Source organism: Streptomyces filamentosus (assembly GCF_014654895.1).
Lineage (GTDB): Bacteria > Actinomycetota > Actinomycetes > Streptomycetales > Streptomycetaceae > Streptomyces > Streptomyces filamentosus.
This window is the reverse complement of the sequence record NZ_BNBE01000004.1, coordinates 924,516-948,915: the sequence shown is the minus strand read 5'-3', so window position 1 is coordinate 948,915 and position 24,400 is coordinate 924,516. Positions and strand designations below refer to the sequence as shown.

The following is a 24,400-nucleotide window of genomic DNA, read 5'->3' as shown; positions in this document are numbered from 1 at the left end:
ACCGGAGACCTCCGATGAAGAGGACCACCGTCCTGGCGGCGAGCCTGCTCGCGCTCCTCGCTGCCACCGCACCCACCGCGGCCCAGGCCGACACCCCGTACGGCCAGGGCCTCGACCACTGCAACCCGGCCGCCGAGAGCACCGCCCTCGCCTGCCACTTCGACCTCCCGCCCGGCACGTACGACGTCACCGTCACCCTCGGCGGCGACACCGCCGGAGCGACCGCGATCAGCGGCGAGACCCGCCGCGCCCTGCTCGCCGAGACCCCCACCGGCGCCGGCGAGCGGCTCCGCCGCTCCTTCACCGTCGACGTCCGCGACCCCGAGGGCGAGCCCACCGGCCCCGCCGGAAGCACCGGCCTCGACCTCCTGCTCACCGGCGCCGCCCCGCGCGTCGCCGCCCTCCGCGTCACCCCCGCCCCCACGGCGACCCGCCTCTTCCTGATCGGCGACTCCACCGTCTGCGACCAGCCCGGCGACCCGTACACCGGCTGGGGCCAGCGGCTCCCCGTCCACCTGGGGCGCGGCGTCGCCGTCGCCAACCACGCGGACTCCGGCGAGAGCACCGTCACCTTCCTCGCGAACCCGGCCCTCTTCGACCGGGTCGAGACGGAGATCCGGCCCGGCGACCCGGTCCTGATCCAGCTCGCCCACAACGACAAGCAGACCGACGCCGCCACCTACCGGGCCAACCTCACGACCCTGGTGGAGCGGGTACGGGCCCGGGGTGGCGAGCCGGTCCTCGTCACCCCCGTCGTCCGCCGCTGGTTCAACGCGGACGGCACTCTCGACAACGGCACCGCCCTGCTCGTCAACGGCCTCGGCGTCGACCACCCGGCCGAGATCCGCGCCCTCGCCACCACCCTCTCCACCCCGCTGATCGACCTCACGGCCCTGACCAAGGCCCGCGTGGAAGAACTCGGCCCGGAGGGCTCGAAGGCGCTCTACCTGACGACCGAGAAACGGGACAACACCCACACCTCGGTCCGCGGCGCCACCGAGTACGCGGCCCTGGTCGCCGCCGAGCTCAGGGCCCGGGGCATCCTCCCGGAGCGCGCCCTGCGCTGACCGCCCGCCCCTCCCCGAAGCCGGACGGCCGGGTCCCGAAGCCACGGGACCCGGCCGTCCGCCGTCACGGCTCAGCCGCCCGTCGGCGTGAACCACAGGGAGAACGACGCCGGGGCCGCCTCCAGGCGGTGCTCCGGCAGGACGCCCGGGCCGCAGGACTGGGAGCCGATGCCGTGCAGGGCGTGGTCCAGGTTCAGCCACAGCGTGTCGCCCGGCACCAGGTCCGGGCGGTGCGCGGCGGCGTCCAGGTCCGCGTGCGTCCAGCGGCGGGCCGTGAACCAGAAGGACGGCTCGCCCTCGACCCGTACGCCCGCGTCCGGCCCCGTCAGCTCCAGCCACCGGGTGCCGATCCGGGCCCCGTTCTCCTGCGGGCGCACGTACGGCGTCTGGAGGCCGGCCACGGTGGACTCCCAGATCCCGAGGCGGGCCGCCGCGCGGGTGTCCGGATACGCCTCGCCGGGGCCGCCGCCGTACCACTGCGCCCGGTCGAGCGCGGCCGGAAGCCCGAGCCGGACGCCGAGCCGGGGGAGCGGCACCGGCCAGTCGCCCTCGGGCACCACGTCCACGCCGAGCCGCACCCCGGTGCCGTCCGAGGTCCAGCGGTACGTGACGGCCAGTCCGACGTCGCGGGCCGCGGGCGCCACCCGGCTGCGCACCGTCACCCCTTCGCCGTCCACGGCCACCGCGTCCGTGCGGTGCTGCATCCGGTGCAGGCCCAGCTCCCGCCAGAGCGTGCCCCATCGGGTGTCCGGCTGCCAGGGCGCCCCCTCGTCGTTGTCCGTCGGAGCCCGCCACACGTCGAGCCCGAAGGCCGACACCGGCAGCCCGCCGAGCGAGAGCGGCGCGCCCGTGCGGGCGTCGAGGACGGCGGGCCCGAGGAGGATCCGGCCGCCGTCCGCGACCGGTCCCGCGCCGGACCCGGCCGGCAGCGGCCGGGGCGCCGACACCGGCAGCTGCCCCCAGGCGACCTCGTGCCCGGCGGGCGCCCACACCGTGTCGGCCGCCAGCACGGCCCGTACCGTCCACACGGCCTCCGCGCCCGCGGGGTGCGCGGGCACCGGCGGCAGCTCCACCTCCACCCGCTCCCCGGCGGTCAGCGGCGGCACGGCGAGACCGCCCTCCGCCACCGCCTCCCCGTCCGCCAGGAACTCCCAGACGAAGGCGAGCGACGACAGGTCCGCCACGTCGTGCAGGTTGCTCACCAGGGCCGTGCCGGGCCGCTCGCCGGGTGCGATCCGCACCGGCTCGATCACCTTCTTGTACTCGACCAGTCCCGGCGACGGCGTGCGGTCCGGGAAGAGCAGGCCGTCGCAGACGAAGTTCCCGTCGTGCAGCTCCTCGCCGAAGTCGCCGCCGTAGCCGTATCCGTGGACCGGGTGCGCCAGGCCGTGGTCGATCCACTCCCACACGAAGCCGCCCTGGCAGCGCTCGTACGTCTCGAACAGCCGCTGGTACTCGGTGAGTCCGCCCGGACCGTTGCCCATCGCGTGTGCGTACTCGCAGAGGATGAAAGGGAGTTCGCGGCGGTGCTCCGGGCCCTCGTCCTCGCGCCGGCCGATCGTCCCGACCTCGGCGTGCGGCGGGTACATCCGGGAGTACACGTCCACCTCGGGGCAGGACCGGTCGCCCTCGTAGTGCACCGGCCGCGAGGGGTCCCGGTCCCGGATCCAGCGGGCCGTCGCGCGGAGCCCCGCGCCCGTCCCGCACTCGTTGCCCAGCGACCACAGCACCACCGAGGGGTGGTTCTTGTCCCGCTCCACGAGCCGGGCCGCCCGGTCGAGCAGCGCGGGCGTCCACCGTTCGTCGTCGACCGGATTGCCCCGCCAGCCGAGCTCCTCGAAGCCGTGGGTCTCCAGGTCGCCCTCGTCGATCACCCACAGGCCGTAGGCGTCGCACAGGTCGAGGAAGGCCGGGTGCGGCGGGTAGTGCGAGGTCCGCACGGCGTTGATGTTGTGACGCTTCATCAGCTCGACGTCCGCGCGCATGGTGCCGAGGTCCAGGGCCCGCCCCGTCTCCGGGTGGAACTCGTGCCGGTTCACGCCCCGGAAGAGGATCCGCCGTCCGTTCGCCTTCAGGACGCCGTCCTCCACATACACCGACCGGAAGCCGATCCGCAGTCCGATCCGCTCCCCGCCGGCCGTCAGCTCGCCCTCGTACAGCCGGGGCACCTCGGCGCTCCACGGCTCCACCGGCACGGTCACGGACTCCCCGGCCGCCACGTCGACGCCCAGCTCCGGCACCCGGACCCGGCCGGGCACGTCGCAGTCGACCCGGAGCTCCCCGGTGCCGGCGGCGTGGTCGTACGAGGCGTGCACGAAGAAGTCGCCGGGGGCGCCGTCCGGGCGGTGCAGCAGCGTCACGTCCCGGAAGATCCCCGGCATCCACCACTGGTCCTGGTCCTCCAGGTACGACCCCGAGGACCACTGGTGGACGCGGACCGCGAGCACGTTGTCCCGCTCCCGCAGCAGCGGGCCGACCGCGAACTCGTGCGCCAGCCGGGACCCCTTGAACCAGCCCAGCTCGGTGCCGTTCAGCCACACCCGGGCGCAGGACTCGACGCCGTCGAAGCGGAGCACCGCCCCGCCGCCGTCCGGCCAGCCGTCCGGCAGGTCGAACCGGCGCAGGTGGTCCCCGGTCGGGTTCTCGTCGGGCACGTGCGGCGGATCGACCGGGAAGGGGTAGACGACGTTGGTGTACGCGGGCCCGCCGAACTCCCCGTCCTTCCCCTGGAGCACCCAGTGGCCCGGCACGGTGACGGTCCGCCAGTCCCCGGCGTCGAAGCCGGGCCCGGCGAAGGAGGTGTCCGCCGCGTCGGCGGCGGGGGAGAGGCGGAACGCCCAGTCGCCGCCGAGCGGGAGCCGGGCGGCGTCGGAGTCCGCGGTCCAGGCGCGCGGCGGCAGGGTGCCCCGCTCGGGCGCGAAGGAGGTGTACCAGGGCAGGCCGGTCATGGTGCTCCCAACGGAGAAGGAGAAGGAGAAGGGAATGGGATGGGAACGGGAACGGGAACGGAGAGGGGGATGGGGATGGAGGGAGAGGCGGGGGATGCGCGGGAGGAGGACACCGCAGAAAGCGCTTGCGCGACGGTTTCCATCCCACCGCGCCGCACACCCCCCGCACAACCCCGCGCGACCCCCCGGCCCTTGGACTCTTCGCACCCCGCCTGGACAGTCCGACGAGCGGCCGCTTAGGGTCGGGGGTCCCTGTCGTCGACGGGTACCCCACCCCTCCCGGAACCTCCCCGGGCCAGTCGAGGAGCGCGCACGTGGTCACCCTCGCCGACGTCGCCCGGCACGCCGGCGTGTCCGCCAGCACCGTCAGCTACGTCCTGAGCGGCAAGCGGTCCATCTCCACCGCCACCCGCGAGCGCATCCAGCACTCCATCGACGAGCTCGGCTACCGTCCGCACGCCGGCGCCCGCGCCCTCGCCGGCGGCCAGACCAGCATCCTCGCCCTGATGATGCCGCTGCGGACCGGGCTCTACGTGCCGGTGATGATGGAGATCGCCATGGCCGTCACCACCACGGCCCGCGCCCACGGCTACGACGTGCTGCTGCTCACCGGGGAGGAGGGGCCCGAGGCCGTCCGCCGCGTCGAGGGCAGCGCCGTCGCCGACGGCATGATCGTCATGGACGTCGAGCTCGACGACCCCCGGCTGCCCTGCCTCCAGGAGGCCGTGCGGCCCTCCGTCCTCATCGGCCTGCCCGCCGACACCGCCGGGCTCGACTGCGTGGACCTCGACTTCGCCGCCGCCGGGGCCCGCTGCGTCGACCACCTCGCGGGGCTCGGCCACCGCGCCGTCGCCGTCCTCGGCGAACCCCCCGCCGTCTACGCCCGCGGTACGGGCTACGCCGAGCGCACCCTCGCCGGGGTCCGCGCCGCCGCCGCGGAGCACGGCACCGCCCTGCTCCACCGGCCCGTCGAGGGCACCTACGCGGCCGTCTCCGCCGCCGTCACCCGGATCTTCGAGGAACGCCCCGGCACCACCGCACTCCTCGTGCAGAACGAGGCCGCCGTGGAACCGCTCCTCGCCGTCCTGCGCCACCAGGGCCGGGCCGTCCCCGAGGACGTCTCCGTCGTCGCGGTCTGCCCCGACCAGGTCGCCGCCCACGCCTCCGTACCGCTCACCGCCGTCGCCGTGCCCGCCCAGGACATGGGCCGGATCGCCGTCGAGCGGCTCGTCGCCCGGCTGCGCGGCGAGCCCGCCCGCGGCACCGAGCTCCTCGCCCCCCGCCTCACCGTCCGGGCCGGCACCGGGCCCGCGCCCGCCGCACCGGGGGACGGCCGTGACCGCGTCTGACGCCCACGGGACGCGGGGCGGGGGCGGAACGGGGGACGCCGCCGCCGAGTTCCGGGACTTCTTCGACCGCCACTACGCCGAACTCGCCCGCCTCGCCCACCTCCTCACCGGCGAGACCGACGCCGCCGACGACCTCGCCGCCGACGCCATGCTCGCCCTCTGGCACCGCTGGGACCGGGTCCGCGCCGCCGAACACCCCGCCGCCTACGCCCGGGGCGTCGTCGCCAACCTCGTCCGCACCCGCATCCGCGGCACCGTCCGCGAGCGCCGCCGGATCGCCGCCTTCTGGGACCGGCGCCCCGAGCACACCGAGGACCCGGACGTGCCCGCCGTCGTCGACGTGCGGACCGCGCTGCGCGCGCTGCCCTTCCGCAAGCGCGCCTGCGTCGTCCTGCGCCACGCCTTCGACCTCTCCGAGCGGGACACCGCCCTGGCCCTGGGCGTCTCGGTCGGCACGGTCAAGAGCCAGACGGCCAAGGGGATGGCCGAGCTCCAGAAGCTGCTCGGCGGCCGGGCCGCCACCGAACTCGCCGCGGGGAGGCGCTGATGGACGAGAGACGGCTGCGCGGCGAGCTGCGCGAGGCGGCGCGCGCGCACCGGCCCGACCGGGCCCGGATGCTGGCCCGCGTCGAACGCGGGATGGCCGCCCCGCCGGCCCGCCGGGGCCGGGCGCCCTTCCGCGCCACCCGGACCGGCCGCCGGTGGACGGCCACGGCGACCGCCGTCGCCGTCGCCGCGACCGCGGTGGCCGCCGTCGGTCTCGGCGGCCTCGCCGTGACGGCCCTGCGGGAGCGGCCCGCGTCCCCGGCCGTGCCGGCCCCCGCCGTGCCCGGTCCGGCGGCCCGCGCGACCGGCACCGTCGACCGGGGCAGCAACCGCTGGTGGGCGCAGAGCGACCTGGCGGTGACCACGGAGACCGAGGTCACCGGCCTCGCCGTCGAGGTGCGGGTCGCGCTGACCGGAGGGATCGTCAGCACCGGTCACTGGCAGACCCGTTCCACCGACGACTTCACGGTCACGGCCGCGGAGGAGTCCGGCGCGCTCGTCTACCGCTGGACCCTGAAGCCGGGCCGCACGGTCCCGGCGGGCCCGCACACCTTCGCCGCCCAGTACAACCACGCCGAGGGCATCCGGGACGCCTCGGCCGACGCGTACACCGTCGTCCTCACCGCCCCCGGCGGCGCCCGGACCACCCTCCGGGGCGGCTTCGGCTGACGGGACGGCACGGGACCGGCCGGTGCGGGACCGGCCCCGCACCGGCTCAGCCGGCCGGGGTCCAGTCGCCCAGCCAGTCGGCGGGCTCGTGGTCGGCGGCCTGCGCGTCCGTCAGTTGCGGGCGGTCGGCGGAGGCCGGTCCGGAGCCCGGGCCGAGGTCGCGGTACTCGGCGAAGCGGTCGTCCCGCCAGGAGAAGCCGCCCATGTCGGTCCAGGGCGCCGGGCGGACGGCCGCGCCGAGCCGGCTGTCGCGGACCACGGTCTGCGGGTCGAGGGAGGCGTCCCCGCCCGCGTGCCAGGGCCGCCCCAGGTGGAAGCTGCCCGGCGCCACGTCGCCGTCGATCACCGACCGGGTGATCAGGATGCCCTTGCGGCCGGCGGCGGTCGACGGGGCGGTGACGTATCCGGCGGAGCTGCCGTCCCACCGCTTGCGCAGGGTGAGGACCGAGCCGTCGACGACGACGGTGCCCCGGCCGAAGAGGAAGTCGACGTTCCCGGCGACGTAGGAGTCGGTCAGCCGGACCCGGCCGACGACGTCCCGGGACGCCGAGTCCGTCTGGAGGGTGTCCTGGTCGCCCTCGACGATCAGCCCGGTCAGGTCGATCCGGTCGGCGGCGGTGCGCAGGGCGACCGCCTGGTGGCCGGAGAGGTCCTGGTGGGCGGCCTCGTCGAAGGAGTTGACCACGCTCAGGTTCCGCAGCCGGGTGTCGTCGGCCTCGACGGCGAAGGTCGCGCTGCCGCTGGTGCCGTACGTCCCCGTGCCGTCGGGCTTCGGCGTGCCGGCCGCGTTGTCGTACGCGATCCGGGTGTCGCGGCGGCTCGGGCCGGTGCCCTGCACGGTGACGAACCGCTTGGTGCGCGGGATCCTGACGGTCTCCCGGTAGTCGCCGGGGGCCACGGCGACGGTGACGGGCAGCGCGTTCCCGGCGGGGACGGCGTCGACGGCCGCCTGCACGGTGGTGTGGTCGCCGGAGCCGTCCCGCGCGACGGTGATCACCGTCGGGGCGAGGACGCCGATCGCGGCGCGCGGTCCGGCGCCCGCGGTGACGAGCGCCGGCACCTCCGTGGCGGGGTCGAGCCGGTAGTCGTAGGAGGAGCGCGGGTCGAAGGCGCCCGCGCCGGTGGAGTCGGGGCCGGACTCGTTGCGCCCGGAGGTGCCGTCGAAGACGTTGCCGCGCTGGACGAGGGCGGCGGTCGGGTCCTTGGTGACGGGGTTCCGCACCCCCTTGAAGTAGCTGTTCTCCAGGACCATCCGGGTCGCGCCCCGGGCGTAGTTGCCGTACGCGACGGAGACGGGGCCCGCCGGGTCGTCCTGGAGGTAGTTGTTGTAGAGGTGGGCGCGGGCCGCATTGTCGGCGGAGGGGTTGCGCTGCTGCGTCTCGTACAGCCAGTTGTGATGGAGGGTGAGGGCGGCGGTGGTGTTCGGGGTCCAGCCGATGCCGAGGGTCTTGTTGTTGTCGCTCAGCCGGTTCCAGGAGATCGTGACGTAGGTGGTGTCCTTGCGGCTGTCGATCAGACCGTCGGCCTGGTCGCGCAGGGTGTTGTGGTCGATCCAGACGTGGTGGGCGCCGTCCATCTGGATCGCGTCGAAGTCGTGCTCGTCGTCGTTCCAGATCCCCTCGGAGGAGTCGCGGATCGTCAGGTTGCGGATGATCACGTTGTGGACGCCCGTGCCGAGGAAGAAGCCGCCTCCGACGAGGTGTCCGGTGGTGCCGGCGCCGACGATGGTCTTGTCCGAGGCGACCTTGATCTCGCGGCCCTTGGGGACCATCGTGATCGTCCCCTGGACGACGACGGTGTACGGCTCCGCCGCCGTGGCGTACTTCTCCAGGTCGGCGAGGGTGGTGGCGAGCACGGTCCGCCCGTCCCGGCCGCCGTGGGTGCCGTTCTGGCCGAGGGCGTCGACGGAGGCGAATCCGTCGGCGGTATCGTCGGTCCAGTCGGCCGCGGCGGCGAGGGCGGAGGCGGAGGGGGCGCCGGTGCGGGCAAGGGGCTTCCCGGTCTTCTTCTGCGGGCCGGCGAAGCGGTGCACCAGCGCGGGCACGGCGGACGCCGGGTCGAGCCGGTAGTCGTAGAAGGCGCGCGGGTCGAAGGCGTCGCCGCGGGTGTCGTGCCGGCCGCTGGTGTTCCTCAGGATCGAGCCCCGCTGCACGAGTTCGGCGGTTTCGTCGGCCTGGAAGGGGTGCTGCACGTCTTCGTAGTAGCTGTTCTCGATGACCATCCTGGTGCGGCCGCGGGACCAGTTGCCGTACGTCCACACGGGGTCGGCCGGGTCGTTCTGCGCGGTCAGGAGGTTGTTGTAGAGGTGGGCGTAGGCGGCGTTGTCGGCGGAGGGGTTGCGCTGCTTGGTGCGGGCGAAGAGGTTGTGGTCGACGGTGATCTGGGTGCGGACGTTCGGGGTCCAGCCGATCCCGAAGGTCTTGTTGTTGTCCTCGAAGCGGTTGTAGGAGACGGTGACGTACTCGCTGTCCTTGCGGATGTCGAGCTGCCCGTCGCAGATCCGCGAGAAGCGGTTGTGGTCGATCCAGACGTGGTGGACCGAGTCCATCTGGATGCCGTCGTAGTCGGTGTTCTTGCAGTCCCAGTCGCCCTCGACGGCCGTGTCGCGGATCGTCAGGTTGCGGATGACCACGTTGTGGGTGCCGGGGTTCAGGTGCAGCCCGCCGTGGACCAGTTCGGCGATGTCGCCGAGGCCGAGGATCGTCTTGTCGGAGGCGACGGTGATCTCGGTGCCGAAGGGCTGGAGGGTGAGCGCGCCGGAGACCTGGATGACGTACGGCTCCGGGGCCGCCGCGTAGCGGGCGAGGGCGACGGCGTCCGTCACGGTGACGACCTCGCCGCCCGCGCCGCCGGTGGTGCCTCCGGCGAGCGAGGCGAAGCCGTGGGCGGTCTCGGACCAGCGGTCGGCCCCGGTGTCGGCTCCGGTGCCGGTCTCGGCACCGGATCCGGCCTCGGCACCGGTCTCGGCCCGGATGGTGGCGAGGGGGGCGGCGGCGGCCGGGGCGGCCGCCTGGGCGGGGAGGACGGGGGTGAGGGCCGCCAGCAGGGCGCCGGCGAGGAGGGCGCGGGCCCCGGCCCGTCCGGTGCGGGGTGGCCGCGAGGAGGAGGACACGGATCGGACTCCTGTGGGTGGGAGGGGGATTCAGTGGGTGGCGCGGCCGGCGCCCGCGTGGCGGGCGACCGAGCGGGCGGCGGCGGTGGCGTCCTCGACCGGCCCGTGCAGCACGGGTGTCCAGCCGACCCGGTCCGTCAGGTCGCGTTCGCTGCCGGAGTTGTAGGCGTTGTTGAGGGCCGTCAGATCGACCGGGTAGCCGTTGAAGACGTTGCCGCGTGCCAGGAGGGCGGAGCCGTTCCAGCTCTTCACCAGGTCGGCGGCCTCCACGTGCGCGGGGGTGGTGAAGGAGTTGTTCTCGGCGACGATCGCGGACTCGGTGGAGACGCCCAGCGAGTAGCGGTAGTCGTGGGCGTCCTCGGGGACCACGTACCGGTTGTTGTAGACGTGCACCTGGCCGAAGCGGACGCGCGGGGCGCGCTGCACGATGCCGGTGAACTCGTTGTGGTGGAGGGTGACCCGCAGCTTCCCCCGGTCGGTGACGACCCCGTCGCCGTTGCCGATCAGGATCGCCTTGTCGTGGCCGGCGAAGCGGCTCCAGCTCACGGTCACCAGGTCGGAGCCGTCGGTTATGTCGAGGAGTCCGTCGTGGCGGAGGAAGTTCCGTCCGTAGTAGGTCGGTTCGCCGGCGTCCGGGTGGCGTCCGTCGCCGAAGGTGACGTGATCGACCCAGACGTTCCGGGCCCCGCGCAGCCACAGGGTGTCGTACGCGCTCTTCCAGTCGCCCAGGCCGCCTGAGTTGGGCTGCCAGACCGGGAAGCAGTCGTAGGCGTCGGTGAGTTCGAGGTCCCGGACGATGACGTTCCCGGCGTCCTTCACCTGGAGGGAGACGCCGCGCAGTCCGGCGTGCGGCCCGGCGCCGATCAGGGTGGTGTTCGAGCCGACGGCGAGCACGATCCGCTCGGCCTGCCGGGCGGCGGACGCCCGCCGGGCGTCCTCCTGCGGCCCCGCCGGCCTGGCCGCACCCCAGGTCCGGGGGTCGTAGGCGGCGAGGTACTCCTCGACGCGGTAGCCGTAGTCGGCGTAGTCGGCGCAGGAGAGCGGGCGGCCGGCGTCGTCGGCGTTGCCGTCGATGGTGCCCGCGATCCTGATGACCTTCGGCACGGAGCTGCCGCCGTCGAGGGCGCGGACGAGTTCGGCGCGGGTGCGGACGGTGTGGACGCGGGCGGGCGCGGCGGCGGCCCCGCCGGTCGTGCCGCCGTCGGCGGCGGCCCACCCGTCGCCGTCCGCGAGGACCTCCCGGCTCAGGTCCGGGTACGGCCGTTCCCGCCCGGACTGCGCCGAGGCCGGTACGGCGGTGAGGGCGGCCGCCACGGCGGCGGCGAGGGCGATCCGGACGCCGGCCCGGCCCCGCCCCGGGGCCCTCCGCGCCTGCGGCGAGGTCCGTGCCGCCCGTCTCGGGGTGCTTCTCATGGGCTCTCCCTCCTCCTCGCTCCCGGCAGGGGAACGAAGAATAGTAAGCGCTTTCTCCATGGAACTGCGTCGACCGTAGGGACCGGCCCCCCATTAGTCAACATCGATAACAAATACCGGGGAAACTCTCTTGAAACGTTTCGAGCGAAGGGGGCAACCCTTTCCCGCCCCGCGGCGACCTACGGCTGCCCCCCCCACGCGCACCCACCGAAGGAGCCGCCCATGAGCACCCGCCCCGTCCGCCGCAGGACCGTCCTCGGTGCGGCCGTCGCCGCCGGAGCCCTCGCCGCCACCGCCGCCGCGCCCGCCGCGGCGGCCGGCTTCGGCTGGAGCGACGAAGGGACGAGTTACGTGATCGACACCGGCGCCGGACTCGTCGTCAGGATCTCCAAGGCCACCGGCGACCTCACCTCGATCCTCTACCGGGGCAAGGAGTACGAGGGCTACGGCGGCAAGCACTCCCACGTCGAGTCGGGCCTCGGCGCCTCCACCGTCACCCTCGCGCAGACCGGCCCCACCGTCCTCGTCACCGTCGTCCACGGCACCCTGCGCCACTACTACGCGGTCCGCTCCGGCCTCAACAACGTCTACCTGTGGACCGACAAGGCCGACACGTCCTTCACCGCCACCCGCTTCATCGTCCGCCTCAAGCCCGGCGTCTTCCCGAACGAGGGCCCGGACTCCTGGGTCGAGGGCGCCGACACGGTCATCGAGGCCGGCGACGTCTGGCGGCGCGCGGACGGGCAGACCCGCTCCAAGCACTACTCCGGCGTCCGCGTCATGGACTACGACCACGTCGGGTACACCACCGGCTCGGTCGGCCTCTGGATGGTCCGCTCCAACCACGAGAAGGCGGCCGGCGGCCCCTTCTACCGTTCGCTGCTCCGCCACTCCAACGAACTCGGCGCCGGCCTCTACGAGATCCTCCACTACGAGCAGTCGCAGACCGAGGCCATGCGCTTCGGGCTCCAGGGGCCGTACGTGCTCGCCCTCACCGACGGCGCCGCGCCCGACCCCGCGCTCTTCCCCGGCGCCCACGACACCTCCTGGGCCGACGGGCTCGGCATCCCCGGCTGGGTCGGGAGCGCCGGGCGCGGGCGCGTCGCCGGGGTCGGCCTGGCGGGCATGGACCCCGCCCACCCGTACACGGTCGGCTTCGCCAACGCCGCCGCCCAGTACTGGACCCGCGCCGCCGCCGGCACCGGCGCGTACTCCTGCCGGGGCATGCTGCCCGGCACGTACACGCTCACCGTCTACAAGGGCGAACTCGCCGTGCACACCGCCCAGGTGACCGTCACCGCGGGCGCGGCCACCGCCCTGCACACGATCACGATCACCGGCGACCCGAGCACCGCGCCCGCCGTCTGGCGGCTCGGCGACTGGGACGGCACCCCCGCCGGCTTCAAGAACGCGCGGCTCATGACCTACGCCCACCCCTCCGACGTCCGGGCCGCCGCCTGGACGGGGAACGTCGTCGTGGACGGCGCCGACCCCTCCGCCGCCGTCCCCTGCTACCTCTGGAAGGACGTCAACGACGGCTTCCTGGTCTACTTCCGGCTCACCGCCGCCCAGGCCGCCGCCGCGCACACGCTGCGGATCGGCGTCACCACCGCCTTCCTCAACGGGCGTCCGCAGGTCACCGTCAACGACGGCTGGGTCTCGGCGATCCCGTCGCCGCCCGCCCAGCCCCCCACCCGCTCCCTCACCAACGGCTCGTACCGGGGCAACAACCACACCTTCACGTACGGCGTCCCCGCGAGCGCGTGGCGGACGGACCCGTCCCAGTACAACGTCCTCCGGCTGAACGTGGTCAGCGGTTCGACGGGGACGGGCTTCCTGAGCGCGGGCACCGCCCTCGACTGCGTCGACCTCCTGGTCTGAGCGCCCCGGACCCGGATCCCGGCGCGCCGGAGCCGGGCGGCCTCGCCGCCCGGCTGCGGTGACGTGACGTCACATGCGGTCGCGTCCCTCGGGGTTGTCGTCCCCCTCGATCTCGATGTGCTCCTTGCGCACCTGGCCGGTGACCGTCTCCTCCTCGACGACCTCCTCCGTCTCCAGCCGGACCCGCTCGACGGGGACGGCCCGGGTCTCGACCACCGGGCGCTCCTCGTGGAGGATCACCTCGTGCTCGGCCTCGGTGATCTCGGGGCCGGACAGGGCCTCGTCGCGGTTGGCGTCCGTGATCGGCTCGCGCACCACGCGCACCTCTTCGTGGCGGACCGGTACGGTCTCCTGGACGTCTTCGGTGACGACGTACTTGCGCAGCCGGACGTGGCCGCTCTCGACCTCCTCGGTCCCGACGTGCATCTGCTCCTCGGACCGGGTCATGGCGTCGTCGGCGGCGCCCGCCGTGCGTCCGGTGCCGGCGATCCCGGCGGTGCCCGCCGTGTCCATGGTGCCGGACGTGCCCGCGGCCCCCGCCGTTCCCGTGGTTCCGGCGGTGCCGGCCGTGCCGTGGGCCCAGCCGTCCTCGCCGGGCTGGTTCGCCCGTTGCCAGGCGTCGTCCCAGGCGATGCCGTAGTACTCGTACAGGCGCCTCTCCTCGCTCGCGTCGAGGTGGCCCCCGCTGTCGACGTCGACGTGCGGGGCCCCCTTCACCCGGTCCTTGGGATAGGGGACCTCCAGGTGGTCCTGGACCAGGGAGGCGTCCCTGATCGGGATGAAGGACTCGTTCGTGCCGAAGAGTCCGGTCCGGACGGTGACCCACTCGGGGCGACCGGTGGAGTCGTCGAGGAAGACGTGCTTGGCGTCGCCGATCTTCTTGCCCTCGGTGTCGTAGACCGGATGGTCCAGCACCGTGGGGATCTGTTCCTGGGCGATCATGGTTCACCCTCCAGGCGTTGGTGCGGTCGACCGGCGACTAACCGGCGGATCGAGGGCGAAAACGCTGGATTCGTCATGAATGTAGTTGATTCATGATCAGTTGACCGTTGAACCGACGGTCAGGAGCGGACGGGGTCCACGGGCGTCCAGTCGCCCAGGAAGGCGGCCCGGGTGACGGAGGCGGCCCCCGCGCGGGTCAGCTGCGGCCGGTTCTCCGGGACGGGGGTCTCCGCGCCCCGGCCCGTGTTGCGGTACTCGGCGAAGCGCTGGTCCTGCCAGGGGTGCTCGGCCCGCATGTTCGCGTACGGCGCCGCCGCGTCGATCCCCGCCCCCAGGACGGACTCCCGGACGACCAGCGCCGGCCACGCCGTCGGGTCGGAGCCGGGCACCCACGGGCGGGCCAGCTTGTAGAAGCCGTCCGGCGCCTCGCTGCTGATCCGGCAGCGGGAGGCGAGGAAGCCGTACGGGTTGGCGCGGGCCGTCGAGGGCGCGAAGACGAAGCCGTACGGGGCGCCCGCCAGGTCCGTGCGGACCAGGGTCCGGAAGTGGCAGTGCTCGAAGACCGCCGTGGCCCGCCCGAAGACGAAGTCCACGTCCCCCTCCACGTGGCAGTGCGCGAAGTACTGCCGGGCGAAGGCCGCCAGGGACGTCGAGTCCGCGTACAGCGTGTCCTGGTGGCCCAGGAAGCGGCAGTGGAAGAAGGCCGAGCGGTCGCCCTGCGCCTTCAGCGCCACCGCCTGGGTGCCCGGGTTCCCCGGCAGGTCGGTGCGGAGGAAGTCGTTGGCGAAGGTGACCCCGTGGGCGGTGAAGTCCGCCGCCTGGAGGGTGACCGTCGCCGACCCGCTGGTGCCGTACGTGCCGGAGCCGTCCGGCTTCGGGGTGCCCGCCGCGTTGTCGTACACGACGACCACGTCCCTGGCGTCCCCGCTCGCCCCGAGCCAGGTCATGCCGGTCCGGGCGGCGCTCACCACGACGGTCTCCCGGTACGTCCCCGGGGCGAGGACCAGCGTCCAGCCGGTGCCGGAGGCCGCGTTCACGGCGGCCTGGACGGAGGTGTGGTCGCCGAGGCCGCCGGGGTGGACGTAGAGCGTCCTCGCGGAGAGCCGCGCGGCGGGCGAGCCGTACCGGCCGAAGGGTCCGGCCGGGCGGCCGGAGGCCAGCGCGGGGGCGGCCGGCAGGGCGAGGGCGGCGAGCGCCGCCCCGGCCCCGGCGAGGAGTGCGCGGCGGGCGGGGGACGTCCGGGGGTGGTGCGAGGGCATGCGGATGCTCCTTCGCTGAGCGCAAGAGAGAAAGGGAAGGGGGAGGGGAAGCGGGAACGGGGGAAGGGACCGGGCCGGGGCGGGCGCGACGGGACGGGGTGCCGCGCTCCGCCCCGGCCCGGGGACGGGGGTCGGTCAGCGCAGCCGGCCGGCGCCGGCGCGGTGGTCGACGAGGGCGGGGACGGCCCGCGGGTGGTCCACCCGGGTGCGCAGGACGGGCGTCCAGCCCGCGTCGCCGCGCAGCGCCTCCGCCGGGAACTGCTCGTTGTGCACGGCCAGCAGGTCGACCGGGCGCCCGTTGACGTGGTTGCCGGTGGTGGTGACGGGCGCGTCCTTCCACTTCTTCAGGATCTGCCCGGCGGGCACCCCGGGGCCGAGCGTGAAGGCGTTCTTCTCGGCGTACAGCTGCGACTCCTGGCCGATGCCCAGGCTGTACACGTAGTTCGCGTCCGGCACCACGAAGTGGTTGTTGTACGCGTCGACCTGGCCGAAGCGGACCCGCGGCGCCCGCTCCACCACGCCGTCGAAGAGGTTGTGGTGGAGGGTGACGCGCAGCCTGCCCCGGTCGGTGGCGCCCGCGCTGTCGCTGTTGCCGATCATCAGCGTCTTGTCGTGGTCGGTGAAGACGTTCCACGAGACGGTGACGAGGTCCGCGCCGCGCACCACGTCCAGCTCGCCGTCGTGCTGCTGGTACACCTCGCCGTAGTACTCCGGCAGCGAACTGTCCGGGTACCGGCCGTCGGTGAAGGTGTTGTGGTCGACCCAGACGTGGGTGGAGCCGTACACGACCAGGCTGTCGTACTCCGAGTTCCAGGCGCCGGTGGCGCCGTCCGTCGGGTCCCACTGGGGGAAGCAGTCGAGCGGGCTCTCCAGCTTCAGGTTGCGGATCACCACGTTGTCGACGCCGGTGACCTGGAGGCTGCCGCCGAGGATCGCCGCGTCCCGGCCCACGCCCACCAGGGTGGTGTTGGCGGGCACCTTGACCTTGATGGCCCGGCCCTGCGCGGCGGCCGAGGCGGCGCGCAGCTCCTCCTGCGGGCCGCTGACCTCGTTCTCGTACCCCCACACGGCGGGGTCGTAGTCGGCGAGGTACCGCTGGAAGTCGTAGCCGGGCGCCTCGAAGGCGGCGCAGCCGGCCTCGACGGCGTCCAGGGTGCCGGCGACCTTCACGATGCGCGGCTCGGTGCCGGGGACGGAGAGCGCGGCCCGCAGCTCGGCCCAGGTGGTGACGGTGAAGACGCGGGAGGCGTCGGCGGCGGCCCCGCCGGTGGTGCCGGCTCCCTCGGAGGCCCAGCCGTCGCCGGCCGGGAGGGTGGCGCGGGCCGGGTCCGGGCGGTGCCCGGAGTGGGCGCCGGCGGCGGGGGCGGTGACGGTGAGGACGAGGGCGGCGGCGGCCACCGCTCCCAGCTTCGTGCTTCTGTTCACGCGCGGTTCTCCTCAGGATGCGGAAGGATCGGCCGGGGGCCAGGTGATCCGGTCGGCGGGGACGCCGTCGTCGAGCCGGCGGGTCTCGCGCGGCGCGAGGACCCGGGTGCGGAGCAGTTCGCGGGCCACGATCCGGGCCACCTCGATCGCACCGGGCGGGTTGAAGTGGGTGTTGTCCTGCTCGGTCGCGGTCCAGTTGAAGTAGGTCTTCGTCGCCTCGGGGCCGAGCCGCTGCCACAGCGCCAGCGACAGCGCCTCGACGTCGAGGAGCGGCACGCCGGACAGGGCGGCGGCCTCCCGCGCGGCGGCCGGGTAGTCGCCGAGCGAGCGCTGGGCGTTCCCCGCGGCGTCGAAGCGGCGCCGTTCGACGGAGGTCGCGATCACCGGCAGCGCGCCCCGGGCGCGGGCGGTCTCCACGAAGACCCGCAGGTTGTCCTGGTAGGCGCCCCGGGGTGCGGTGTAGCGGGCGGGGTCGGCGGTCTTCGCGTCGTTGTGGCCGAACTGGACGAGCAGCACGTCCCCGGGCCGCAGCGCGGCGGCGATCGGCTCCAGTCGGCCCTCGTCCAGGAAGCTCTTGGTGGAGCGGCCGTTGACCGCGTGGTTGGCGACCGCGACCCCGCGGTGCAGGAAGAACGGCAGGGCCATGCCCCAGCCGGTCTCGGGCGCCGCGTCGGCGTACTTCTGCGCGGCGGTGGAGTCCCCGGCGACGAAGACGGTCCGGGGGAGCCGGGAGGCCGGGGCCTCGGCACGGGCGGCGGCCGGCCGGGCGGCCAGGGCGAGCGCGAGGCCCGCCCCGGCCGCGACCGCCTCGCGGCGGCCCAGGCTCACTTCTGCTGCTGCTTCCACTCGGCCTGGGCCTCGTTCAGCTGCTCGGCGAGGTCGTCGGCGAAGTCCTTCGCGGACATCGAACCGAGCAGCACCTTCTGGAAGTTGGCCTCGTTGTCGGCCTTGGAGATGGTGTTCCAGTCCGGCAGGTAGTACGGCAGCTGGACGATGGACGCCTTGCCGCTGAAGAGGACCTCGGCGGCGAGCTTGGTGGGCTCGGCCTCCTGGAGCCACGGGTCGCCGGCGGCCTCGGTGTTGGCGGGGATGGCGCCGGCGGACTTGTTCCACTTGGAGTTGGACTCGTGGGAGGCGGCGAACTCGATGAACTTCCAGGCGGCGGCCTTGTTCTTGCTGCTGGAGAAGAGGCCGAGGCCGTCGACCGGGTTGGACACCATCACGCGGGTGCCGTTGTCGAGCGTCGGGTTCGGTATGCCGCGGAACTTCTCGGTGCCCAGGGCCTTCACGTGGTCCTGGTACGAGCCGAGGTTGTGGTTCAGCATGCCGATCTCGCCGCTGTCCCACTGCGCGACCATCTTGGTGAAGTCGTTGTTCACGTCGGCGGCCGGGGTGTTCTTCTTGAACAGGGAGACGTACTTCTCCAGCGCGGCCACGTTCTTCGGGTCGTTGACCGTGGTCCTGTCGCCGTCCCAGAACTCGGTGATGCCGCTCTGGCCGTACATGGCGTCCAGGGCCTGGGCGATGGAGCCCGCGCCGCCGCGGATGGTGTAGCCGAAGCGGTTCTTGTCCTTCTGGGTGAGCTTGTCGGCCGCCGCGTAGAACGCCGACCAGGTCGACGGCTCCTGGAGGCCCGCCGCCTTGAAGAGGTCGGTGCGGTAGTAGAGGACGCCGTTGCTGGCGGAGGTCGGGACGGTGAAGAGCTTGTCCTGGCCGCCGGCCGCCTTGACGGACTCGACCATGCCCTTGTTCAGCTTGCCGAACAGGGAGCTCTTCTCGAGCCGCTCGTCCAGCGGCTCCAGGGCGCCCTGCGCGGCGATCCCGGCGAGCATCGCCGCGCCGACGCCGCCGACGTCCGGCAGCGCGCCGCCCTGGATGGCGGTGTCGTACTTGGACTGCACCTCCTTGGAGGCGACGCCGACGTACTCGACGTCGATGTCCGGGTTCGCCTTCTCGAAGTCGGCGATGATCTCCTTCCAGACGTCGGTGCGGACACCGCCGTTGTTGTCCCAGAAGGTGATCTTGCCCTTGCCCGATCCCTCCGTCCCCCCGCCGCCGGCCCCGCCGCTGCCGTCGTCACCGCAGGCGGTGGCGGTCAGCGCGAGGACGCCGGAGAGGGCGAGGGCGAGGGCGGCTCTGCGCCGGCCGGGGAAGATGGTCATCGTCGGCTCTCTTCTCTGGGATGGTGCGGGGATGGTGCGCGGATGGGAAGGGGGGTGGGGAAGTCAGGGGGGTGCGGGGGGTGGTGCGGGACCGGCGGCGGGGCCGCCGGTTCAGGGGGCGGCGGCCGTGGTGCGGAAGTCGTCGAACACGCCCGTCCCGGCGTGCCCTTCGCCCTCCGGCGCGGCGGCGAACAGGCCGAGCAGGGCGCCCACCCACCGCCAGGGGGTGGCCGCGAACTCGGGCCCGAGCCGCACCGGACCCGCGCCCGCGTCGTAGGAGAAGCGGCAGCGGGCGTCGGCGGTGACCTCGATCCGCAGCAGCACCTCCCCGGCGCCCGCGGGGCGGGCGCGGGCCGCGTCCCGCTCCCGGTCGGCGTTGCCCGGTGCGAAGCGGTGGACGAGCAGCACGCCGCCGTCCTCGCCGCGCTCCAGGCCGATCCAGGCGTACGCGTCGCCGAGCACGACCAGACCGGCCCGCGCCCCGGGCGCGTCGGACTCCAGGCGCAGCCGGACCTCCACGGTCCGCGCCCCGGCGGGCAGCCGCTGCGTCAGGACGTGCGGCACCGACCGCAGGTCGCCGGCCCGCCCCGTACGGACGCAGGCCAGCCGCAGTCCCTTGCCCCCGTGCGAACGGACCCAGTCCGCGCGGGGGTTGGCGGTCCACTGCCACTGTGGCCCGAAGGCGCCGCCGGGGAAGGCGTCGTCCACGGCCGGCCGGGACACCGGCGCCGGGGGCAGCGCGGGCTTGCGGTGGACGCGTACGGGGGAGCCGTCGTCGCCCAGGACCGGCCAGCCGTCCGCGTCCCAGCGCATCGGCTGGAGGTGGACGAGCCGGCCGTGCGCGCCGGTCTGCTGGAAGTGCAGGAACCAGTCCTCGCCCGCCCCGGTGCGCACCCAGCCGCCCTGGTGGGGGCCGTTGACGTCGGTGTCGCCCTGGGAGAGGACGATCCGCTCCTCGTACGGCCCGAAGAAGGAGTCGGCGCGGAAGGCGCCCTGCCAGCCGGTGGCGACCCCGCCGGCCGGGGCGAGGATCCAGAACCGCCCCTCGTGCCGGTACAGCTTGGGGCCCTCCAGGGTGAACCAGCCGGGGATCAGGTCGGCGTCGACCAGGGTACGGCCCTCGCCGTGGACGCCGGTGCCGTCCGGGCGCATCCGGTGTCCGGTCAGCCGGTTGTTGAACCCGGCCCGGGACTTCGCCCAGCCGTGCACCAGATACGCCTCGCCGGTCTCCTCGTCCCACAGCGGACAGGCGTCGATCAGCCCGAGCCCCTCCTTCACCAGGTGAGGCTCGCTCCAAGGCCCTTCGACAGAAGGCGCGTTGACCTGGAAGACGCCGTGGTCGGGGTCGCCCCAGAAGATCCAGAAGCGGCCGTCGTGGTGGCGCAGGGACGGCGCCCACACCCCCCGGTCGTGCCGGGGTCCGGTGAACGCCCCCTCGGGGACGAGCCGTTCGAGGGCGTGTCCGGCGAGCGTCCAGTTGACCAGGTCGCGGGAGTGCAGCAGCGGAAGGCCGGGGGCGCGGCCGAAGCTGGACGCGGTGAGGTAGAAGTCCCCGCCCACCCGCACCACGTCCGGGTCCGACCAGTCGGCCGCGAGGACCGGGTTGCGGTACGTGCCGTCCCCCAGGTCGCCGGTGACCTCCGGAATCCGCGGGCCGGGCGTCACGACGCCACCGCCCTGCGCACCAGCGCCGCCGCCGCGTCCCGGTCGAGCCGCCCGTCGGCCACCACCGTGACCACGCGCCGCACGAAGGTCCCGCCGGCCGGGACCGCGAGCCGCTCCCCGTACGCGAGGGAGGAGCCGACCCCGGGGTACTCGGCGGCCCGCACGAACCACGGGTCGCGCCGGGTGGTCTCCGTCGCCCCGGCGAAGACCAGGCTCCAGCCGTCGCCGCACATCGCCACCCAGTCGGCACGGGCGCCGTGCACGGCCTCCTCCCCGTCCGCGCCGGGACCGAACACCTCGGGCGGGGCTGCCTCCTTGGGGGCGCGCCAGAAGAAGCCGCCGTAGGCGGCGCCCGGGCGCCCGTTGGTGGCGGGGCTGCCGATCGACAGGTCGCGGCCGGAGACGTTGGCGACGGAGAAGGTCAGGTCGAGGGCCCACGCCGTGTCGGTGAGGGCGACCGCGGCGACCGTGCGGTGCTCGGCGAGCAGCCGCTCCCCGCCGGCGGTCCAGCTCAGCTCCTCGACGAAGCCGTCCGGGTCGCACAGCTTGAAGCCGTCGTGCCGCTGGACGCCGTGGTTGTCGAGCTCGACCGGGCCGCGGCCCCGGACGAAGGTCCGGCCGCCCCAGAAGTTGCGCCCGTCGACGTCCGGGACGGCGACGGAGACGCCCAGGTGGTGGACGTGGTCCTCGGGCAGCACCTCGGTGACGGTCCGTCCGGCGAGCGTGGTCACCGGGTGGAGGTAGGGGCGCGGGGAGTGGTCGGCGGCGAGCGCGGGGCGGGTCGTGCAGTGGGCGACGGTGCGGCCCGCGGCCCGCAGCGCCGTGGTGGCCGTGGCGGTGCTCATCGGACCCCCGCCGGGGCCGGGGACGCCCAGGGGGCGCCGAGCTCGGAGTAGAGCCGGAGCCGTTCGGCGCCGGCGTCCACCAGCGCCTCCACGCCCGCCACGACGCGCCGCCCGGCGCTCTCGCCGGGCTCGGTCCGCCAGTGGGCGGCGGGCAGCGGCAGCGGGTCGGGGGCGGTGCGGACCGCCTCGACGACCCGCATGAAGGCGCCGGTCGCGTCCGGCGGGACCAGCAGCGGGGTGCCGTCGGCGACGTGGGAGAGCAGGTTCTCCAGGAGGTCGGTGCGGCCGTGGACGGTCTCCTCCGGGCCGTGCCCGGCCCGCTGGAGCAGCACCCGGTCCTCGCGGTACCAGAAGGTGATCCGGCCGCGGCTGCCGTGCACCACCACGTACGGTTCGCGGGTCCGCTCCGCGCAGAGCGTCGCGGTCACGGTCACCGGGAAGCCGGCGGTGGTGGTGACGCGGACGGCGGAGGTGTCGTCGGACTCGATGTCGTTCGCGTGGTACAGCTCGGTCTCGATGCCGGCCACGTCCTCGGCGCGGGTGGTCCCGGCGAGCGCGAGGGCGGTGGCGACGGCGTGGGCGAGCGGGTTGGTCAGCGCGCCGTCGACGACGTCGAGGCCGTCGAGGCGGCGCCGGCCGGCCCAGGGGGCGCGCCGGAAGTACGCCTCGTCGCGGACCCAGGCGCCGGCCGCGCCGACGCCCCGGACCTCGCCGATCGCCCCGTCGGCGATCAGCGCGCGGACGGCGGCGACGGCGTGCGAGCCGAGCGACTGGAAGCCGATCTGGCAGGCGGCGCCGGCCGCCGCGACCCCGTCGGCCATCCGGCGGAACTCCGCGTAGGAGGGAGCCGGGGGCTTCTCCAGGAGGACGTCCGCGCCGTGCCGGGCGGCGGCGAGCGTCATGTCGGTGTGGGTCTGGATCGGGGTGCTGAGCACCGCCAGCTTCGCGCCGGTGGCGGCGAGCAGCGCCTCGAAGTCGTCGGACTGGGCGGGGTCGCCGAGGCCGTCGAGCTCGGCGGCGTCGAGCGGCCGCAGCTCGCAGACGCCGGCGAGGCGGACCAGGCCGAGGCGTTCCAGGCGGTGGATGTTGAGGAGGTGGCTGCGGCCGTGGCCGCGGGCGCCCGCGAGGACGACGGGCAGGGGATCACGTACGGACATGGGGCTCATCCCTTCACCGCCCCGGCGCTGAAGCCGGTGACGAGCCACTTCTGGATGAAGGCGAAGACGATCACGACGGGGACGGCGGCGATGACGCCGCCCGCGGCGAGCGCGCCGAGGTCGACGCTGTCGGCGCCCATGAGGGTGTTGAGGCCGACCGGGATGGTCTGCTTGCTCTGGCTGCTGAGGAACATCAGGGCGAAGAGGAAGTGGTTCCAGGCGTGCACGAAGGCGAAGGAACCGACCGCGACGAGTCCGGGCCGCAGCAGCGGGAGCACGACGATCCGGAAGGCGGTGAAGCGGCTGCATCCGTCGACCCAGGCGGCCTCCTCCAGGGAGGGCGGCACGTTCCTGATGAAGCCGCTGATGAGGATCATCGACAGCGGGAGCTGGAAGACGGTCTCGGCGATGATGACGCTGCCGAGGGAGTTGATCATCCGCAGTTCGGCGAAGATCTGGAAGAGCGGGACCAGGAGCAGGGCGCCCGGCACGAACTGGGAGCAGAGCAGGGCCAGCATGAAGCCCTTCTTGATCCGGAAGTCGAAGCGGGCGAGGGCGTAGCCGCCGGCCAGCGCGACCACCGTGGTGCTGACGAGCACGGCGATGCCGATGAGCAGGCTGTTCTGGAAGAAGACCCCGAAGGACCGTTCCGTCCACACCTTCTCGAAGTGCGCGGTCGTCATCGGCCAGGGCAGCAGCGAGGTCGATCCGGCCGGGCGGACGGCGAAGAGGAGGATCCAGTAGAAGGGGACCAGGGTGAAGACGAGGTAGACGCCCAGCGGGAGGTAGATCTGCCAGCGGGGGACCTCGTCCCAGGCCCGGTGCCGCTTGCGGGCGGCGGTGGGTCCGGGGCCCTCCGGAGGGGCCGCCGGGGGCGCGGCGCCGTCGGCCGGCGCGGTGCGGGTGCGGGTGGCTGCGGCGGTCACTTGCTGTCGCCTCCGAACTTGCTCAGGCGCAGATAGACGATCGAGCAGAAGAGAAGGATCACGAACGCCACCGTCGTGAGGGCGGAGGCGTAACCGAAGTTGTGGGCGTCGACGCTGGTCTCGGCGACGTACAGCGGGAGGGTCGTGGTGACGCCCGCGGGTCCGCCGCCGGTCAGGGTGTAGAGCAGGTCGACGTTGTTGAACTCCCACACCGCGCGCAGCAGCGTGGAGAGCACGATCGCGTCCCTGAGGTGCGGGAGCGTGATGTGGAAGAACTGCCGCAGCCTGCTCGCCCCGTCGACCTCGGCGGCCTCGTACAGGTCGCCCGGGATCGACTGGAGGTCGGCGAGGATGAGGATGGCGAAGAAGGGCACGCCGCGCCAGAGGTCCGCGACGATCGCCGCCCAGAAGACGGTCCCGGTGTCGGAGAGCGGCGAGGTGCCGTACTCGCCGAGGCCGAGGTCGGCCAGGTAGCGGGTGATGCCGGTCTGGGAGTTGTAGAGCAGCACCCAGATCGCCGAGGTGAGCACGCCCGAGACGGCCCACGGCGAGAAGACCAGGGCGCGGCCCAGTGCCCGGCCGGCGAAGGTCTGGTTGACGACGAGGGCGAGCGCGAGCCCGAGGAGGAGCTGGAGCGACACCTCCACCACGACCCATTTGAGGCTGAAGCTGAGCGTGCCCCAGAAGTGCGGGTCGTCGGTGAAGATCTTGGTGAAGTTGTCCAGCCCCGCGAAGCCGTTCCGCCAGGGTTTGGTCGGGTTGTAGTGCTGGAGGCTGTAGTAGAAGACGCTCAGCACGGGGTAGGCGATGAAGCCCAGCATCAGCAGGGCCGCGGGGGCGATCAGCAGATACGGCAGCCGGCGGGGGGTCGCTCCCGTGCGGCGGCGCCCCCGTGCCGTGGCGGCTCGGGGCGGTTTGGTCACAGCTGTGGCCATGACGGCGGCTCCGTTCTCGGGCGGGCGGTGCGGGCGTTCGTGATGTGTCCGAAAGGCGTTTAGAAAGCGCTTTCTATCATGCTCGCCGGAAGGGGCGAA

At 73.9% G+C, this 24,400-nt stretch carries 18 protein-coding genes; 5 read left to right on the top strand and 13 right to left on the bottom strand.

Annotation, left to right across the window (positions count from 1 at the left end; translation table 11 throughout):
• Positions 1-14 precede the first annotated feature (14 nt).
• On the top strand, positions 15-1,067 hold the full coding sequence (locus IE326_RS38115; RefSeq protein WP_190044822.1) for a rhamnogalacturonan acetylesterase: 1,053 nt from the start codon (positions 15-17) through the stop codon (positions 1,065-1,067).
• A 71-nt stretch (positions 1,068-1,138) separates the two neighbouring features.
• Here the strand turns inward: IE326_RS38115 and IE326_RS38110 are convergent, their stop codons facing one another.
• A complete protein-coding gene (locus IE326_RS38110; RefSeq protein ID WP_190044821.1) occupies positions 1,139-4,015 on the bottom strand; it encodes a glycoside hydrolase family 2 TIM barrel-domain containing protein in 2,877 nt (958 codons plus the stop codon).
• Positions 4,016-4,329: 314 nt separating this feature from the next.
• Here IE326_RS38110 and IE326_RS38105 point away from each other — a divergent pair, with 314 nt between their 5' ends.
• The 3 genes from IE326_RS38105 to IE326_RS38095 are packed head-to-tail and all read left to right on the top strand — an operon-like array spanning position 4,330 to position 6,579.
• Positions 4,330-5,364, top strand: a complete 1,035-nt coding sequence (locus IE326_RS38105; RefSeq protein ID WP_190044820.1) for a LacI family DNA-binding transcriptional regulator — start codon at positions 4,330-4,332, stop codon at positions 5,362-5,364.
• Positions 5,351-5,911 carry a SigE family RNA polymerase sigma factor gene (locus IE326_RS38100; RefSeq protein ID WP_150234619.1) on the top strand — a complete coding sequence of 187 codons (561 nt, stop codon included), beginning with the start codon at positions 5,351-5,353 and terminating at the stop codon, positions 5,909-5,911. Before IE326_RS38105 ends, IE326_RS38100 begins: the two co-directional genes overlap by 14 nt.
• Positions 5,911-6,579: a hypothetical protein gene (locus IE326_RS38095; RefSeq protein WP_190044819.1), complete on the top strand. Its 669-nt coding sequence runs from the start codon at positions 5,911-5,913 to the stop codon at positions 6,577-6,579. The genes IE326_RS38100 and IE326_RS38095 overlap by 1 nt, the downstream gene beginning before the upstream one ends.
• A 46-nt stretch (positions 6,580-6,625) precedes the next feature.
• On the opposite strand, the gene IE326_RS38090 is transcribed toward IE326_RS38095, so the two are convergent.
• Positions 6,626-9,691, bottom strand: a complete 3,066-nt coding sequence (locus tag IE326_RS38090; protein WP_229915852.1) for a pectinesterase family protein — start codon at positions 9,689-9,691, stop codon at positions 6,626-6,628.
• Between the two features lie 30 nt (positions 9,692-9,721).
• A complete protein-coding gene (locus IE326_RS38085) occupies positions 9,722-11,104 on the bottom strand; it encodes a pectate lyase family protein (RefSeq protein ID WP_190044818.1) in 1,383 nt (460 codons plus the stop codon).
• 222 nt (positions 11,105-11,326) lie between these two features.
• Here IE326_RS38085 and IE326_RS38080 point away from each other — a divergent pair, with 222 nt between their 5' ends.
• Positions 11,327-12,985, top strand: coding sequence for a rhamnogalacturonan lyase B N-terminal domain-containing protein (locus tag IE326_RS38080; protein WP_190044817.1), 1,659 nt, complete (start codon positions 11,327-11,329; stop codon positions 12,983-12,985).
• 69 nt (positions 12,986-13,054) lie between these two features.
• On the opposite strand, the gene IE326_RS38075 is transcribed toward IE326_RS38080, so the two are convergent.
• The 10 genes from IE326_RS38075 to IE326_RS38030 all read right to left on the bottom strand — a co-directional run bounded on the left by IE326_RS38075 (position 13,055) and on the right by IE326_RS38030 (position 24,301).
• A complete protein-coding gene (locus tag IE326_RS38075; RefSeq protein WP_190044816.1) occupies positions 13,055-13,927 on the bottom strand; it encodes a DUF2382 domain-containing protein in 873 nt (290 codons plus the stop codon).
• Positions 13,928-14,046: 119 nt separating this feature from the next.
• Entirely contained in the window at positions 14,047-15,186 is a 1,140-nt protein-coding gene (locus IE326_RS38070) for a pectinesterase family protein (RefSeq protein WP_190044815.1), read from the bottom strand.
• 135 nt (positions 15,187-15,321) lie between these two features.
• Positions 15,322-16,611, bottom strand: coding sequence for a pectate lyase family protein (locus IE326_RS38065; RefSeq protein WP_190044814.1), 1,290 nt, complete (start codon positions 16,609-16,611; stop codon positions 15,322-15,324).
• Between the two features lie 12 nt (positions 16,612-16,623).
• The gene (locus IE326_RS38060; protein WP_190044813.1) at positions 16,624-17,439 is read right to left on the bottom strand and encodes a rhamnogalacturonan acetylesterase; all 816 of its coding nucleotides are present in this window, start codon (positions 17,437-17,439) and stop codon (positions 16,624-16,626) included.
• Positions 17,436-18,773: an ABC transporter substrate-binding protein gene (locus IE326_RS38055; protein ID WP_150234601.1), complete on the bottom strand. Its 1,338-nt coding sequence runs from the start codon at positions 18,771-18,773 to the stop codon at positions 17,436-17,438. The genes IE326_RS38060 and IE326_RS38055 overlap by 4 nt, the downstream gene beginning before the upstream one ends.
• A gap of 111 nt (positions 18,774-18,884) precedes the next feature.
• Positions 18,885-20,438 (bottom strand): glycoside hydrolase family 43 protein, encoded by a 1,554-nt coding sequence (locus IE326_RS38050; RefSeq protein WP_229915851.1) that lies wholly within the window; start codon positions 20,436-20,438, stop codon positions 18,885-18,887.
• On the bottom strand, positions 20,435-21,283 hold the full coding sequence (locus IE326_RS38045) for a DUF6807 domain-containing protein (RefSeq protein ID WP_190044812.1): 849 nt from the start codon (positions 21,281-21,283) through the stop codon (positions 20,435-20,437). Before IE326_RS38045 ends, IE326_RS38050 begins: the two co-directional genes overlap by 4 nt.
• Positions 21,280-22,440 carry a Gfo/Idh/MocA family protein gene (locus tag IE326_RS38040; protein ID WP_190044811.1) on the bottom strand — a complete coding sequence of 387 codons (1,161 nt, stop codon included), beginning with the start codon at positions 22,438-22,440 and terminating at the stop codon, positions 21,280-21,282. Before IE326_RS38040 ends, IE326_RS38045 begins: the two co-directional genes overlap by 4 nt.
• A 5-nt stretch (positions 22,441-22,445) precedes the next feature.
• A complete protein-coding gene (locus IE326_RS38035) occupies positions 22,446-23,366 on the bottom strand; it encodes a carbohydrate ABC transporter permease (protein ID WP_150234597.1) in 921 nt (306 codons plus the stop codon).
• A complete protein-coding gene (locus IE326_RS38030; RefSeq protein WP_150234595.1) occupies positions 23,363-24,301 on the bottom strand; it encodes a carbohydrate ABC transporter permease in 939 nt (312 codons plus the stop codon). The genes IE326_RS38035 and IE326_RS38030 overlap by 4 nt, the downstream gene beginning before the upstream one ends.
• Positions 24,302-24,400: the final 99 nt, after the last annotated feature.

Bases quoted from the DNA above. Each gene is read 5' to 3' on its own strand.
- IE326_RS38115 (WP_190044822.1), top strand. From the start codon at position 15: ATGAAGAGGACCACCGTCCTGGCGGCGAGCCTGCTCGCGCTCCTCGCT.
- IE326_RS38110 (WP_190044821.1), bottom strand. From the start codon at position 4,015: ATGACCGGCCTGCCCTGGTACACCTCCTTCGCGCCCGAGCGGGGCACC.
- IE326_RS38095 (WP_190044819.1), top strand. From the start codon at position 5,911: ATGGACGAGAGACGGCTGCGCGGCGAGCTGCGCGAGGCGGCGCGCGCG.
- IE326_RS38085 (WP_190044818.1), bottom strand. From the start codon at position 11,104: ATGAGAAGCACCCCGAGACGGGCGGCACGGACCTCGCCGCAGGCGCGG.
- IE326_RS38080 (WP_190044817.1), top strand. From the start codon at position 11,327: ATGAGCACCCGCCCCGTCCGCCGCAGGACCGTCCTCGGTGCGGCCGTC.
- IE326_RS38075 (WP_190044816.1), bottom strand. From the start codon at position 13,927: ATGATCGCCCAGGAACAGATCCCCACGGTGCTGGACCATCCGGTCTAC.
- IE326_RS38070 (WP_190044815.1), bottom strand. From the start codon at position 15,186: ATGCCCTCGCACCACCCCCGGACGTCCCCCGCCCGCCGCGCACTCCTC.
- IE326_RS38055 (WP_150234601.1), bottom strand. From the start codon at position 18,773: ATGACCATCTTCCCCGGCCGGCGCAGAGCCGCCCTCGCCCTCGCCCTC.
- IE326_RS38045 (WP_190044812.1), bottom strand. From the start codon at position 21,283: ATGAGCACCGCCACGGCCACCACGGCGCTGCGGGCCGCGGGCCGCACC.
- IE326_RS38040 (WP_190044811.1), bottom strand. From the start codon at position 22,440: ATGTCCGTACGTGATCCCCTGCCCGTCGTCCTCGCGGGCGCCCGCGGC.
- IE326_RS38030 (WP_150234595.1), bottom strand. From the start codon at position 24,301: ATGGCCACAGCTGTGACCAAACCGCCCCGAGCCGCCACGGCACGGGGG.